Origin of the sequence: Streptococcus porcinus (genome assembly GCF_901542335.1) — a bacterium.
GTDB lineage: Bacteria > Bacillota > Bacilli > Lactobacillales > Streptococcaceae > Streptococcus > Streptococcus porcinus_A.
In genome coordinates this window covers 1,257,812-1,273,666 of record NZ_LR594036.1, presented here as the reverse complement: position 1 = coordinate 1,273,666, position 15,855 = coordinate 1,257,812, and the positions used below count along the sequence as shown (strand labels likewise).

Annotated in this window: 16 protein-coding genes and 1 pseudogene; all 17 read left to right on the top strand. The window is 38.0% G+C overall.

All coding sequences use genetic code 11. The features are described from left to right. Window positions 1-4: 4 nt before the first annotated feature. Window positions 5-1,576: a phage minor capsid protein gene (locus tag FGK96_RS06025; protein WP_232045804.1), complete on the top strand. Its 1,572-nt coding sequence runs from the start codon at window positions 5-7 to the stop codon at window positions 1,574-1,576. Then, complete coding sequence (locus FGK96_RS06020; protein WP_138082256.1) at window positions 1,557-1,796, top strand: 16S rRNA processing protein RimM; 240 nt, start codon at window positions 1,557-1,559, stop codon at window positions 1,794-1,796. The genes FGK96_RS06025 and FGK96_RS06020 overlap by 20 nt, the downstream gene beginning before the upstream one ends. Before the next feature lie 50 nt (window positions 1,797-1,846). Further along, window positions 1,847-2,119 (top strand): hypothetical protein, encoded by a 273-nt coding sequence (locus tag FGK96_RS06015; RefSeq protein ID WP_138082254.1) that lies wholly within the window; start codon window positions 1,847-1,849, stop codon window positions 2,117-2,119. 167 nt (window positions 2,120-2,286) lie between these two features. Beyond that, window positions 2,287-2,865 (top strand): phage scaffolding protein, encoded by a 579-nt coding sequence (locus tag FGK96_RS06010; RefSeq protein WP_138082252.1) that lies wholly within the window; start codon window positions 2,287-2,289, stop codon window positions 2,863-2,865. A gap of 20 nt (window positions 2,866-2,885) precedes the next feature. Continuing rightward, a complete protein-coding gene (locus FGK96_RS06005) occupies window positions 2,886-3,710 on the top strand; it encodes a N4-gp56 family major capsid protein (RefSeq protein WP_138082250.1) in 825 nt (274 codons plus the stop codon). Between the two features lie 17 nt (window positions 3,711-3,727). Next, window positions 3,728-3,874 (top strand): hypothetical protein, encoded by a 147-nt coding sequence (locus FGK96_RS10465; protein ID WP_172601604.1) that lies wholly within the window; start codon window positions 3,728-3,730, stop codon window positions 3,872-3,874. Between the two features lie 5 nt (window positions 3,875-3,879). Further along, window positions 3,880-4,059 (top strand): hypothetical protein, encoded by a 180-nt coding sequence (locus tag FGK96_RS06000; protein WP_138082248.1) that lies wholly within the window; start codon window positions 3,880-3,882, stop codon window positions 4,057-4,059. A 32-nt stretch (window positions 4,060-4,091) separates the two neighbouring features. Beyond that, window positions 4,092-4,484, top strand: coding sequence for a hypothetical protein (locus FGK96_RS05995; protein ID WP_138083509.1), 393 nt, complete (start codon window positions 4,092-4,094; stop codon window positions 4,482-4,484). Further along, a pseudogene (locus FGK96_RS05990) lies at window positions 4,471-4,812 on the top strand (putative minor capsid protein). Before FGK96_RS05995 ends, FGK96_RS05990 begins: the two are co-directional and overlap by 14 nt. Beyond that, entirely contained in the window at window positions 4,812-5,174 is a 363-nt protein-coding gene (locus FGK96_RS05985; RefSeq protein ID WP_138082246.1) for a minor capsid protein, read from the top strand. Before FGK96_RS05990 ends, FGK96_RS05985 begins: the two are co-directional and overlap by 1 nt. Further along, a complete protein-coding gene (locus FGK96_RS05980) occupies window positions 5,171-5,569 on the top strand; it encodes a minor capsid protein (protein ID WP_138082244.1) in 399 nt (132 codons plus the stop codon). The genes FGK96_RS05985 and FGK96_RS05980 overlap by 4 nt, the downstream gene beginning before the upstream one ends. Continuing rightward, a complete protein-coding gene (locus FGK96_RS05975; RefSeq protein WP_138082242.1) occupies window positions 5,570-6,034 on the top strand; it encodes a phage tail tube protein in 465 nt (154 codons plus the stop codon). Between the two features lie 63 nt (window positions 6,035-6,097). Further along, window positions 6,098-6,466 (top strand): hypothetical protein, encoded by a 369-nt coding sequence (locus FGK96_RS05970; RefSeq protein WP_138082240.1) that lies wholly within the window; start codon window positions 6,098-6,100, stop codon window positions 6,464-6,466. Between the two features lies 1 nt (window position 6,467). Continuing rightward, complete coding sequence (locus tag FGK96_RS05965) at window positions 6,468-7,067, top strand: Gp15 family bacteriophage protein (RefSeq protein WP_138082238.1); 600 nt, start codon at window positions 6,468-6,470, stop codon at window positions 7,065-7,067. Window positions 7,068-7,082: 15 nt separating this feature from the next. Then, a complete protein-coding gene (locus tag FGK96_RS05960) occupies window positions 7,083-10,439 on the top strand; it encodes a tape measure protein (RefSeq protein ID WP_138082236.1) in 3,357 nt (1,118 codons plus the stop codon). Further along, window positions 10,436-11,878 carry a distal tail protein Dit gene (locus FGK96_RS05955; protein ID WP_138082234.1) on the top strand — a complete coding sequence of 481 codons (1,443 nt, stop codon included), beginning with the start codon at window positions 10,436-10,438 and terminating at the stop codon, window positions 11,876-11,878. Before FGK96_RS05960 ends, FGK96_RS05955 begins: the two co-directional genes overlap by 4 nt. After that, complete coding sequence (locus tag FGK96_RS10580; RefSeq protein WP_232045803.1) at window positions 11,878-15,852, top strand: gp58-like family protein; 3,975 nt, start codon at window positions 11,878-11,880, stop codon at window positions 15,850-15,852. Before FGK96_RS05955 ends, FGK96_RS10580 begins: the two co-directional genes overlap by 1 nt. Window positions 15,853-15,855 lie beyond the last annotated feature (3 nt).

Genomic DNA, 15,855 nt, shown 5'->3' with positions numbered 1-15,855 from the left:
TTAGATGGCTGATGACAAGAAGAAACCAATCAAGCTCAATGATGAGCAGCTAATGCTTGACGCTAGTCAGGTTGCAGACATCTATCATCAGCTTACCATTGACTTATTCGACCAAGTAATAGACAGGTTGAAGGAGCGTGGCTCTACAAGCCTTGATGATAACCCATATATCTGGCAGCTTGAGAAGATGAATGAGATGGGGTTACTCAATGAAGATAACCTACAGCTCATTACTGAACGCTCAAGCATTGCAGAGGAACAGCTTAGATATGTTATTCAAAATGATGGCTACAAAATCTACAAAAACACCAAACAACAGCTTTTAGAGGCTACTGGTGGCGGTGATTTTGTGGCTAACTCACTTATTCAGACCAATCTAGCAGCCTATGTCAATCAGACAATGGGAGACATAAACAACCTTATCAATACCACGCTACCAAAAAGCGTGATGGGGGCTTATCAGTCCATCATTGAAGAGGCCACAGCAAAGGTTGTTACAGGTCTAGCAACATCAGACAAGGCTATTTCGGATACTGTCATGAAATGGGCTAAAAAGGGATTTTATGGCTTTACAGATAGTCAAGGAAAGCATTGGAGAGCTGACACATACGCAAGGCAAGTTATTAAGTCAACTGCTTGGCGTGTTTATCGTGAGGTCAGAATGGCTCCAGCTGAGGAATTAGGGATAGATACCTTTTATTACTCAAAAAAGGCAACGGCTAGAGAAATGTGTGCACCACTTCAACATAGGATAGTTACAACCGGCCAAGCTAGAATTGAAAAAGGTGAGCGTATCCTTGCCTTATCAGATTATGGCTACGGATCAGCTGGAGGCTGTCTAGGTATCAACTGCACCCATGAAATCACACCTTTTGTTGTTGGTGCTAATTATAAGCCTGAGTTAAGTGATGATGTTAAAGACTTAACGCCTGAGCAGACAATAGAGAATGCCAACGTACAAGCAAAGCAGAGAGCTCTAGAGCGGTCTATTAGACAGTCTAAGGAGTTTTTACATGTGTCAGAAAAATTGGGTGATACTGATCTCATAGACAAGTATAAGAGCAAAATAAGGATACAACAGGGAGCCATGAGAGACTATCTCAAACAGAACCCATTCCTACACCGTGATTATGCTAGGGAGAAGTACTATGATAACCCTTATAGCAAAGCTAAGAAAGAAATCAAACTCAGAGCAGAACATGAGAAGTTAAATGATTTCAGAAGTAAAAAAGCATTACTTGATAAAGCGGTGAATAGTGGTAAAATAGTAACTGTAAATGGTATTACTGTAGGTCATACGCCTCCTGGTAGAGTAGGGAAACCAGATAGTATTATTCAACATAATGCAACTAATGGGGATATCTTGGGGAGAACATATTATGATGCCCGAGGTATTAAAAGTAAAGAAGTTCATTTCACAAATCACAAACAGCCTAAAAATCATCCTTATGGAAACCGTGATGAACATTCACATGATTATATTTTTGATGATAACGGAAAATTTATTAGTCGAAATGTACGAGATTTAACTGAGAAGGAAAGAGAGGAGAATCTAGATGTCTTATGGAGATATTAAAAAAGAACTAAAGCAGCTATGTGAAAATGGTTGGGATGCTTCTTTTTCTTATGCTGGTCAAAATTGTGCAATTTTTCCAAACACCTCAACAGATTTTTTAGTTTCTATCGGGGACAATGATTATCATGCAAGATCATATGATGAACTTATTAACTTAGATATTTCTGGTAAGACATTAGTTGAGGTAATTAGTAAATCAACAGATATTCAATATTATTAGCACTTGGTTAAAACTAGGTGCTTTTTTCATGCTCAAAAATAGGAGTTGTTATGAATAAACGTTTAAAAAAGAAGTTAGAGCTTGAACAAACAATCAAAATTTTAAATAAAAACTACAAAGCTCTAAATAAAGAAATACTTGATATTGAAATTGTACAGTCTCGAAACGCACTAGCAACTAACAAAGAGTTTACAAGCTTACGTAAAGCATTAATTGATCAGCAAGAACTGACTCATGCACTTGCTGAAGCTCTAGCTGAGTTGCAAGACTATGTTTTGAATGATTTAACCAATAAAAGGCCGTTTTGGCAATTTTGGAAATAATTTAGAAAGGAGATTACAACCTTGAAACCGTCTGAAAACTGAAAGGAGCGTGATCCCATATCTATGTCTTGAGCCGTACATTAGAACGGTTTTTTATTTTGCCCTGGATATGGCGTAAAAGTGTCTGTATCTCAGTCCCTCGTGACGTAAAACAAAGGAGTTAAGGTATGAGCCTTAAACGTGAGATGTTGGTTGACGCAGGTATAACAGATAACAGTGTGCTGGATAATATCATGCAAGCGTACGGTGCAGGTATTGAAAATGCAAAAGTACAGGCTAAGTCTGAGTTACAGGCAGAAAACGAAACATTGAAACAACAGCTTGAGCAACAGAAACAGGCTATCAAGGATTTACAGGAAAAAGAGGGAGCAAGTGAGGAAAGTAAGCAACAGCTAGCAGACCTACAGGCTCAATTTGACCAGTACAAGACTGATAGCGAGGCACAACTTGCTCAAGTCACTAAAACTAACGCTGTAGCCCTTGCTTTGAAAGATGTGGGAGCTTACAACTCTGAGGACTTGATGAAGTTCATTGACCTAGACAAGATTGAGCTAGGAGAAAATGGGAAACCTCTTTTAGAGGACACAATCAACAGCCTCAAGGAAACAAGCCCTTATCTATTCCAAGTTCAGAATGAAACTGAACAAATGCCAAAAATTACCGCAACTGGTAACCCGTCGGCAGACTCAAGTTCTAACCTGAGCGATGAAGACAAAGCTTTATTTGCAGGCTTTGATAGCATTTAAAAGAAAGAAGGAATTATTACATGGTAGTAAATTACGCATCTAAATTTGACACTAAAGTTGATGAGCGCTTCGCAAAAGAAGCACTTTCAACAGGAATTATTAATCAGGACTTCGATTTTACTGGAGTTGACACAGTAAAAGTATATTCTGTACCAACATCAAAAATGAATGACTATACAGCTTCAGGTGTAAATCGATATGGTACAGCTGAAGAACTTGGAAATACAGTACAAACAATGATTTTGAAAAAAGATCGTTCGTTTACGTTTACGATTGATAAAAAATCAACTCAGGACACAATGGGGGTAATGGAAGCTGGCAAAGCTTTAGCACGTCAACTTACAGAGGTTATTATTCCCGAAATTGATACATATCGCTTTGCAACTATTGTTGCTGGAGCAGATGAAAGTCATGTTAAGACACAGGAAATCACAAAAGAAAACGCATACGAGTCTGTGCTTGATGCTCAAGTAGCATTAACAGATGCTTATATTCCTGTCGCTGGACGTCAATTGCACGTATCGCCTGCATTTTACAAACTTATCAAGTTAGATCCAGCGTTTGTAAAAAACTCTGATCTCGGACAAGAAATCACTATTAAAGGGCAAGTCGGTATGATTGATGGAATGTCGGTTGTTCTCACTCCGACATCACGCTTGCCACTTAATGTAGCATTTGTTGTTGCTCATCCGATCGCAACAACATCACCAATCAAACTGGAAGATTACAAAATCCATGATAACCCACCAGGAATAAACGGACAGCTTGTTGAGGGGCGGATTCGTTATGATGCCTTTGTTCTTGACAACAAGAAAAAGGCTATCTTCGTCCATAAAACCGCTTAGTAGAGAGGAGTAATCATATGCCTAAAAAAGCAAACGAAAAACCAACTGAAGAGTTTCTAAAAGAAAAAGAAGTAATCTTTGTAAAAGATGGGGTTAAATTCGCTTTAAGTGACCCTATTATGATTTCGGCGTTTGAAAATCAAGGTTACAAAGCGGAGGAGTAAGTTAGATGTCTAAATTTAAAGTAAATCATAACTTTGTTTTCGAAGGCAAGGGGTATGATGAAGATAGCGTAGAAGGCATGACTATCGCTGAAGCGAAGCGTATCAACAAAGTTGGGAAGTTATCACATCCCGACCTCTGCCCTCTACTTACAGAAGTTGAAAAAGAAGTCAAGGCGGGAAAATAACCGCCTTTTTTTAAACGAAAGGGGTGGTTGTTATAGATTTTTTGACAGCTAATGAATTTAAAGACTTTGGATTTGATGATGTAGCTAATTTCGACAATTTGCTGAAAAGAGCAGAGATTACAATCAACTTGTTTTTAGATGGATTTTATAACACTGTTGATTTTGAAACAGATATAGAGTCACGAAAAAAAGCAGTTAAGATAGCAATTGCTTTTCAAATCACATATTTAGATGCAACTGGAATAATGACAGCTGATGCTAAACAATCAATGTCAAGCGTATCATTAGGAAGGACATCAATAAGTTACAAAGAAAGCTCTAAGACATCTCTTGAGAACTCTATGTATAATTTATCACTCGATGCAATAAACGCTCTTAAAAGCGTAGGATTTGGCTACAGGGGGGTAGGTTATGACAGATATTGATAAACGGTTATTGATCGATACTGTAACTATTCGTAAAACCACAGAAGAAAAAGACGGATGGGGGAAACCAGTATTGTCCGAAGCTGTGACTCTGTCAAATGTCAGATTTGACAGACGATTTGGAGTTTAAGGAACAGGAAATAGACGCAGTGAAACAAAAGCTAGCGTCCTTTTTGTGTATCCAAAATATTGTCCGATAGTCATCGATGATACTTATCAAAATGCTGTTATTAATGATGGTCAGCGTGAATACAGAGTGATTGCTGTAATACCAGTTAGTTATCCACATAAAAACAAGATTTTTTGCTATGAAGTGGAGTGTGTTTGATGGGTGTAACAGTATCTGTAAAAGTTGACCTTAAGGACATTGAAAAAAAGGTATCATCAGCAGCCTTAGCTAAAGGCAAGCTAGCGATAGCTAACCAGATGATGATGGACATGACTCCATTTATCCCACGTAAGAGCGGAAACCTTAGCGGTAGTGGTCAGGCTACAAGGGACGGAGTAAGATACCCTGGACCTTATGCCAGAGCCCAGTTCTACGGCTCAAGCTACAACAAGCATAGGAGCTTTACCTTTAAGAAGTACACCACTCCTGGAACAGGCAAGCGGTGGGACAAGAAAGCTACAGCTCTGCATGTTAAGTATTGGGGCAAGGTCGGTCTAAGAGCAATGGGAGTTAAAACATGAATAATGATTTTGCAGAAGTCCTTAGAGACTTTATCAACACGCTTGGTGTGCCTTTAAAATGCAAATTAGATTACTTATCTGAGCACGAAGGACTTGTCCTTTATCCCTTACCTGGCGGGAAAATAGAAAAAGAATATCTAAATGGCAAACAAGATATCAGCTTGGTTTTTGAAGTAGCTATAAAAACTACAGATCACCAAAAAACCAGTAGGATTTTGTGGTCTATCAATCATGCCCTCGCTGGTTTTAATTTTGATTTACCAAGTAAAAATAATAGTTATGAATTTAGAGGACTTGAGGTGTCACAGCCATTTTTAAATGATCGTGATGAGCAAGGCTTTTATATTTATATGCTGGATGTTACAGCAAAAATTGAAACATATGGAGGAATTTAAATGCCAAAACAAAAAAATGCACTACGCAAACACTATATAGCACCTTGGACACCAGAAACTGCCACGCAAGAGCCTGAAAAAGAAGCGTGGAAGTGGCTTGCTGATGGCGTAACAACGGCCGATGTCGAAAGCGACGAAGAGACAGATGATGTTACTTACTATAATGGTGATGGAACTAAAAAAACGGTAGTAACAGGTGTTAAGCACGGTTACTCGTTTGAAGGTGATTATATCAAAGAGGACGCTGCGCAGAAAATCATTGCAGATATGCGATTTAAAGTAGGTGATGCGCGAACTGTTTGGTTTAAAATTGTTGAGTCAGACGGAAAAACTCAGTATTCGGGAGTTGCGACTGTTTCAGACATTAAAATTGGGGGTGGTGAAGCATCGGAATTTGAAAAATTTGAAGCGACGGTTACTTGGGACTCTGCTCCTAAGCAGTCTGCTGTCTTAGACGTATTATAGTTTTTGTCGGGAGCAATAGTTTTTGCTCCCAATTTTGAGTTTTATTAGCAAAGGAAAAGAAAAATGGTAGTAATTAAAAAGCGTAATAATGTTATCCCAGTAGATTTCGGAGAGTTTAAGCTTGAGTTTTTAGCTAACGACCAAAGTATTAAAAAAATGACAGAGGTTGGCAAAAAATTAGAGTCTGAAGGAGCTAAAATATCAGAAACGGTAAATGATGTTGACAGTCAAGCGTTTGAAACATTGCACGATTTAGTCAAGTTGTCGTGGACTGAGCTTTTTGATGAAAATGCATTTGATAAAGTCTATAAATTCTCCGAAGGTACAACAATTGACTGCATGGTTTATTTGCTCGAAGCTGTAAACGGAATTATGTCAGAATGGGAAAAAAATAACAACGGAGATACTCTTAAAAAGTATTTAGGTGACTAATATGCTTGATTTATCAAGGAAATTAACCGATGAGTTAGTGTTAGCTGATAAAGTTTATCCAATGAACATCTCATTCAACAAGGTTTTTAAGGTCATTGAATTGATTAATGATGATGTTGTTGATGAAGTTTATAAGCCTTTTCTAGCTATTCAAATTTTTACAGACGTTGATTTTACTCAAATATTAAGTATAGAAGATGCTACTCTTGTTTTTAAACTTATTTTTGACGAACATATTAAGTTAATTCCTGCAAAAGACACTGCACCAGTGCTTGATTTAGCTGGAAATCCCATAAAAAGCAAAATACGTTCCAAAAGCAGTTCAAGCGATGAAAAGCCTATTTTTAGTTTTAAATACGATGCTGAATATATTTATGCATCGTTTATGCAAGCTTACAAAATAGATTTGATAGACGTTCAGAATAGCCTTCACTGGAAAAAATTCAATGCGCTACTTAATGGATTGCCAAGCAACACAAAGTTTGCAGAGGTGCTAAAAATACGCTCTTATAAACCGCAAGAGGGAGACAGTAGGAAATATAAAGAGCAAATGAGAAAACTCAAAAAAGAATATGCGTTACCGCAAAATTTCGACTACTAAAGAAAGGGGGCACACATGGCAGATGGATCAGTAACAATTAAAGTAGACCTAGACGGTTCAGGGGCACAGTCTGGTGTTAGCAAGCTAAAATCACTTTTTGGACAGTTAGAAGGTGCAGACTCAAAAGTTGGGTCTGTTTTTAAGTCCGTTTTAGGAGCTAATATTGTTAGCTCAGCTTTAACAGCTGGTATAAGTACTGTCAACAATGGTATACGTGACATGGTTTCTGAGCTTAACGGTTCTGCCAAGGCGTGGAAAACCTTTGAAGGGAATTTACAAGCGTTTGGTCGCTCGCCTGAAGTAATTAAAGCCGCTAAATCAGCAATGCAAGATTTTGCCACTAAAACAATATATTCGGCGTCAGATATGGCTAGCACATATGCTCAGCTTGACGCAGTAGGGACTAAAAATGTTGGTAGTTTAGTTAAGGCTTTTGGCGGACTTGCCGCTTCTGCTGAAAATCCAGCCCAAGCAATGAAATCTTTATCTGTACAAGCTACACAAATGGCAGCTAAACCAAAGGTAGCTTGGATGGATTTTAAAATAATGATGGAGCAAGCTCCTGCTGGTATGGCTGCTGTTGCTAAAGAAATGGGTATGACAACAGCTGAGCTAGTTTCAGCAGTAAATGATGGAAAAGTAAAAACTGAAGATTTCTTTGCGGCAATGGAACGTGCAGGGAACTCAGACGCTTTTCAAAATATGGCTACTGAGTTCAAAACTGTTGATCAGGCTATTGATGGAGCAAAGGAAAGTCTATCAAATAAGTTGATGCCAGCATTTGATAAAGTAAATGCTTTTGGAATTAAAGCAATTAATGTCTTATCTTCTGCAATTGATAAGGTTAATTTTGACAAGTTAGCTAGCGGTCTCGGAACTTTCTTAGATGGTATCAATATAGAAGCTGTTATTAACAAGATAGCTAGTACGGTTTCTTCTGCCACATCCAAATTACAACAATTCTTTTCTATTTTTAAAGGGACTGGAGCTGTATCAGCGATTCAATCATTTTTAAGCGCAGTTGGTAAAGCGATTAGTCACATTGTTTCATCGATAACTGGCAATAAAGCACAAATAACAAGTTTTGCAACAACTATTGGAGATGCATTTGTTCAAATTGCAGGGAAAATTGAAGATGTTGCAAGTTGGATATCTAAGTTAGATCCTAGCGTATTCCGAAATTTAGCGACTGGGATAATAGCTTTTAACACTGGGTTATTTGCGCTTAAAAAAGGAATCAAAATAGCTAGTACTCTCAAGTCAGCATTTGATTTTGGTAAGACATTGATTTCATTGATTGCTAATATTTTTGGGTTAACGGCAGCACAAGCTGCAAATGCTGGAGCAAGTGCTGCAATGAGCGCAGGAAATACAGCTGTTGGGACAACAGCAGGTGCTGCAGCTGTATCAGTGATGAAAATGGGGGCTGGAGTATTAATGGTTGGAGCTGGTTTTATTTTGGCTGCGACCGGAGTATATGTGCTTGTACAAGCGGCTTCTCAATTAGCTTCAGCTGGTACTGGCGCACAAATAGCTATGGTTGCTTTTGCAGCAGGAATTGCTCTATTAGCTACAGGTGCTACTGCTCTAGCTCCTGCGCTGACAGCTGGAGCAGTAGGGATCCTAGCTTTTGGTGGTGCTATTTTAATGATAGGAGCAGGTATTGCATTACTAGCAACTCAGTTGCCAACTATTGCTACTTATGGACTTAGTGCAGCTGTTGCACTTATTTCTCTTTCTGCTGGTTTGCTTTCGGTTGGAGTTGGTGCATTGGTGGCAGGAGCAGGATTGTTAGTTGCTGGAGTGGGATTAACAGCTTTGGCAGTTGGAGCCGCATTGGCAGGAGCAGCTACCGTGTTATTAGGAGCTGGATTATTAGTTGCATCAGCTGGTGTTGCTGCATTTGGTGTAGCTTTAAACATCTGCGCACCTGCGCTTCAAAAATTAGCAAATGCTGTTTCAACAGTCGTAGAAGCTGTAAGCGGAGCATTTGTTAGTGTATTGAATAGTGTTTCTGGTGTCATCACAAGTATTGGAAATGCTGCACTGAAAGCAGGAACAGGTTTTAAATCTCTTGCTCAAGGTGTTGTTATGATTACAAATACAAGATTTGGTGATATGGCTGCATCTCTTACAGCAGTTGCAGTTGGTTTAGGTAAAATTGCAGCTAGTGGAGCTGGTTTGGCAATAGTTGGCTCAAGCATGACACAATTAGCAACAGGAATGACAATGCTTACAACAAGTTCAACAATGGCTCTTGCTGGAATGACTGGAATATCATCAGCTATTACTACATTACAAGCTTCAATCAGTACAATACCTTCTGTTTTAATGTCGGCATCTGTTGGTTTTAGTACATTTTCTTCACAGATTATTGCTAGTGCATCAAGTTTATCTGTTGTTAATGCACCTATCGCAATGTTGAAGATGCAAATTATGACAATTACACCAGCGTTAGCAATGGCCTCTGCTGGTTTTTTAATGTTCGGAGCTCAACTTAGCGTAGTTGTAACAGCTCTTATCAGGGTTGGGTCAATGGCTGATATGACTGCGACACAAATTAATCAAGTTGCGACATCTTGCTTACTTGTATCTAGTGCATTCACATCAATGCAAGGAACAGTGCAATCAGCAATGAATGCTATTCTAAGCACTGTTAGATCAGTTGGTTCACAGATGCAATCAGAGGGAACAAGAATTGGACAACAGACCGCTCAAAATATAGCTAATGGTATAAATGGCGGGATTGGTTCAGCGACAGGTGCGATGAATGCATTGATGTCAGCAGTTCGTTCAGCTGGTATGTCAGGTGTTGGTGCCATGCGTGGAATTGGTGCCATGATTGGCCAAGGTTTGGCTCAAGGTATGTATTCAGCGCTTGGAGCAGTTACAGCTGCAGCTAATGCATTAGTTGCTCAAGCTGAGAGAGCAGCACAAGCTAAGGCTAAAATTCACTCACCGTCTCGACTCTTTAGGGACAATGTAGGCCGTTATATTGCTCAAGGTATTGCAGTTGGTATTGAGAAAAACACCTCTGATGTAACCGATAGCCTAGCATATGTTCAAAAAGAGATGTCAGCATTCAGGTTTAATATTGAGGATTTAGTCGGAATTGGTAAGAGTACATTATCAAGTCAATTTAAACTCAAGACAAGCACTGAACAAACAGTTAAATCCGATATCAAGAGTGACAAACAGAAATCAGATGAACTTATCGAAAAGGCGCTTAAAGTTGCTGAAAAGGCAACAGAACAACCAATTCACGTTGATGTTGATAGCATGACAATTGCAACAGCAACAAAAAAAGAAACATATAAGGTTCAGAAAGAAGTTAGTCAAGATATAGATAGAATTGAGGGATTATTTGCATGAGTGAGTTAACAGTTAAGTTTAATAATGTTGATTTGTCACAATTTTTTAGAGTGATTGACATTGACAGAGCAAATCAAGATGAGATTGTTCTCACTGTAAAAATGAAGACAACAGACAGTCGCAGCATGCAACAAAAAAAGCGTGAATTACGCAGGATTGTGATGACTGATAGCTACTATGAACTAATTTTCAGTGATGAACCTGAGTTAATGTATTATGCAAGAGTTGTTGAAAGATTTGATGAGTCAAATGGGATTTCATGGTTTCAAGATATCAAAATCAAATTTCAAACGCTTGACGGCTATGCATACAGTAGAAGCTATGAAGAAATCCAGTCTGACAAGATAACAACCGCAAACAACATCATCACAGTTGATTTTGATAATCAGGGCACTGCACCAGCTTGCCCGATTATTGAAATGACTAATAATGCTGATAATGGATTTGTTGGGATTGCTACTGACAATAGCAGTCTTGAGATTGGTAATGTTGAGGAAGTTGATACTGTAACCGCTCAAAACTCAGAGATGATGGTCAATTTCAAGCCATTTAACGCTAATCTGATGCTATCATCAGGAACTCAGCGTGTCGGGATAGCTAATGACAACTATCAATCACTTACAGGGACGCTTGGAATTGTCAAACGGACAAATGGAATTTCTGATGTTGATTGGCTTTATCTTGCAAATCCTGGAACAGAAACCAATGCACTCAATGGCCAATCATTGACCTATTCGACCAAAGCTGATGTAAACGGTGAAGTCGGGACATTGTTTGACACGATTTATTGGCGTCAAGTGTTTCATACTGGTTTATTGCCTCAAAAATCAGCAATTAAGGTTTGTGTATCTGATGAAAATGGCAATTTCTTGTACGGTGTTGAGACTATCAAGAGATCTAACTCAAACATCGCAGAATTTAACTGTATGATTGCAAACCCTAACAATCCCGTTGGTTATGACATGGTTAGACGCTCAACGTTTTTAGCTAGTCATATTTTGAACGAAAATCCGTTTATGAACTCAAACGGAAATATGGCAATGTATAGAAATGATGATGTAATCACATTTTACGAGAGAGGGTACACAAAGCATCAATCTGATTATCTAAAAGGCAAAAAGAGTGCTAAAGTGCATGTTTTCTTACTTAAATATAAAGGTAGTCAACAAGTGACAGACATGTTTATTAGTGATTTTATGTGGCAAAAACATCACGTTCCCGTAATTTTGGACGTCCCAAACAGATATTCTAGTAATGTAAATATTGTTTTTAATAATGAGATTGGCAAAGTTACAGTTGATGGCATGCCAGAAAGCACAGTTTTAGGCTCAGAATATATCAAGTTGCCACCTGGAAAATCAACTATGAAAATGCATTTTTCAAGCTTTTTGAGGACATTGCCAACGGTCAAAGTCAAGTATAGAAAGAGGTTCAGATAGTGCAAATAACGTTTTATGACAAAAATATGCATGAGACGGCAGTTGCTGATAATGCATTATTAAATGCTATCAAAATTAATAAAGCATCCTTGACCTCATTTTTTGAAGAGGCTACACATCAGGTTGAGTTTGAATTTTCAAAGGAAAGCGGTGAGTGGTGGGGTATCAAGGAAAATGGTTATCTTGCATTTAGATTTTTAGGTAAATTCTTTAGATTTTCAATTGTTAAATTTAAAGAAAATGCCAAATCAAAAACTATTTCAATTATTGGTGACTATTTCAACCTTGAAATGTTAAGTGAAAATTGCTTAGCTTATGAAAATCAACCAGCTAGGACAATTGTTGAACATTTGACAGCGATGGAATTTTTCCCTTATGCCAATTTTGAAATTGGCGTGAACGAACTAGCAACTAGCAAAAAGACCCTAAAGTATGATGGTGAAGATGTTAAGTATAAGCGGTTAATATCAATTATCAACAATTTTGGCGGTGAGTGTGAGTTTGAAATCAAGCAAAAACGTAACGGCCAATTTGATAAGCTGATCCTTAACATTTATAGAGCGAATGATGGTGCGAATTATCAAGGCGTTGGCCGAAACAGACGGGATTTTGAAATCACGATTGACAACTCAAATGATGTCATCCGAGCTTTTGATATGACCGATATTAAAACAGCCATTGAACCAATCGGAAAAGATGGCTTGAGGCTTGGTAACCGTGGCACAGTTTGGAAAAACGAACAAGGTCAAACTGAGTTTTATCAAAAAAACAACCGCATCTATGCACCAATAGCTGCTGAAAATATGCCGAAAGTGCTAGATATAGATGATTTTTTGCTATGGAAACTAAACATTGATACTGATGATGTTGCAAAACTTGAGTCAGAGGGCTTAAAGTGGATTAAAAATGTTTGTTATGGCAAAGAAACCATTGAAGTTTCAGGGTCATTTGATGTCAGAGTTGGTGACACTGTAATTCTCAATCACAAAGGGATTGGCCGTTATGGCATTTTAGGATCATTACGAGTGATGAAGATCACTTGGAATTTGCTAACAGGTACAAATGAAGTCACGTTTTCTAATTTCAAACGCTTAGCGTCTAAAATATCAGCTCAAGGGTTAGCATTACAGAATAGCATTGAAAGTCCTGCGAGCTATGATATTACATTTAACACAACTGGTGGCACTGTATTTAAAAATAATACAGGGTCATCTAATGTATCGTTTAATTTCAGCAAAAATGGAGCTCAGACGGCCGTTTTAGGCCAAAGGTGGTATAACGGAACAAAACTATTATCAAACGGCTTAGAAGTGATGATAAAGCCTGACATGCTGACTGATGGAAAACTTAATCTAAGACTTGAGGTTGATGTTACTGATGCTATTACATTTAGTAAAGAGTTAACTTTTATCAATGTTAACGATGGCGAAAAAGGGAATGGCATTGAGTCAGGAAAAGTCACATACGGCAAGACGACATCAATATCAACCCAACCTACAAACTGGTCAGATAGCAGGCCAGCTGTCGGGCAAGGAGAGGTGCTTTGGTCAAAAACAACACTATCATATACTGACAAAAATATTCCCGACACTATTGATATAAAGTATACATATCAAGGTAAAGACGGGGCGCTAGACGAAGAACAATATAATGCAATTGTTGCAAAAAATGTCAGTCAAGATGAGCTAATAAGTCAAGCTCAGTCTACTGCTGACAATGCAAAGGCTAATGCAGTATCTGCCTTGTCTAACATAGTTAGTGAGTCTAAAAAATTAACTGATCAGATGTCCGCTTTGTCGAAAATAGAAGGTGATCATTACACTGCTACAAATCAGACATTAACTCAACTTGATGGAACTGTAAAAGGTCTACAAACTGATTACACTGCATTAGTTAGTAAAGATAGTGAGATTACTCAGACTTTATCAAACTATAAACAAACTATTGACCAGAATACAGCCAAAATTGCAGAAAATAAAAAGTCTGCTGATGGAACGTTAAGCAGTCTACAAACGCAAGTTACTCAAAACAAAACTGACATATCTACTAAAGCAAGTCAGCTTACAGTAGATAATTTAACTGGACGAATGTCTAGCGCTGAGACATCGATAAAGCAGACTGCGACAGAAATTAGTACACGATTATCACAAACAAGCATCGAATCACTGATTAATAACAAGGCTACAGTGATTACTGATAACAAAATTAAAGAGACATCAGATAGCTTTAGTCGTGAGATTACAAGGGTCGAAAACAAAGCAGACAGTTTAACAGTTAAAGTAAATACTGTTAAAGATACAGTAGATAGTCACACTCAACAAATAGGACAGCAGGGTTCATCTCTAACGACTACAATTCAAAGAGTAGACAGTATACAGTCATCTGTAAGTAATATTGACGGTAGGTTATCGACAGTCACTCAGACTGCTGATGGACTTGTAACAACAGTGCAAAATTTGTCAGCCGGCGGGAATAATCTACTTTTAAATGCTGATTTTGAGATAACGGATAATAAGACTTCGTTTGTGGTTGGCGGTGTTACTTATTCACAAGGTCCTAGATATTGGTCAACTTATAATGGCGGTATACCAAATGCAACAACCTCTTATCATTCCTATAGCGGTTCCTTCGGTGGAAGAAATAATGTTGTCATCTTTAATGAGTCTGATGGCAGTAGGAATTGGAAAGCGATAACTCAATCGATTGGCAAAACTATCATGCCTGATTTTCTCGATACTACAAATGATTTTATGTTGTCGTTTGATGCATACGCTGATCTATCTGGCACTAAATTATTTGGTGGTTTTTATTATGTTAATAAATTGACTGGTGCAACTAATTTCCATGCTGGACAATTTACAGTCAACTCAATAACTGCTGGGTCTTGGAATAGATATTCCGTTAAAGTACCATTTAACAAGGATATTTGTGATTTTAGTAAGACGTTTTCATTTTTAATTTATGGTTTTGGTTTCTCATCAAATGCAATATTAGCAATTGATAATGCACAGTTGGAAACAGGTACGATATCATCGGCCTTTGGTAAATCTAAAAAAGAGTTAGATGACAAAATCGCATCTATACAAACAACGGTAACTCAAACTGCTAACTCATGGTCGGTTAAAAATCTGACTTCTGGTGGATCTATACTTGGCCAAATAAACTTGGCTGACGGTACTGTCAGAATTGATGGTAAGTATGTAAAAATAACTGGTCAAACACTAATTGACAACGGAATTATTACTAATGCAATGATAAAAGACTTGACTGCGGACAAAATTGTCGGCGGTACCATTGACGCAAGTAAAATATCCGTAATAAATTTAAACGCAAGTAACATTACGTCGGGCCAAATCTCTGCGACTTTGGTAAAAGGTGGTGTTTTAACTGCTTTAAATGGTGCTATGTCTATTGATCTCAATAAAGGGCAGATGGAGATGTACAATGATAACCCTGCCATTAGACGTGTTGTGGCAGGATTGCCAAATCAATTTATTAAATTTAGCACTGGTACTCAACCAAATGACAATAATTATCGGATTATTGGATCGGGAACAAAATCTAATTTAACAGCTGCTATTACATCAATTGGAACTAATCGATTGCGAACGGAAAATAATTTAGATGGTGGCTTTACTGGCATCAATATCTACGCTGGCGGAAGCGGAACTGGTGACAGCATTGTAGACAGAATTGAAATTTCATCAGATATTTTAAAAATTGCGCATTCAGCGAATTCTAGTGATCGCGGCTGGGTATTTGAAAATATCAATGGTGTCAATAATCAGTATGTGTTTAGACCTAACACAACCTACCAAGATACTTACAAAGCAATGATTGGAACATCACTCAATCCTATTGATGAAATATATATTAACGAAATGTACATCAAAGGTCAGCGTTTGGGTTATATCTTAAAAGATATAGCAAATCGAATAGGTACCGTTGGTGCGTGGGCGGCAGCTATTTCATAGAGG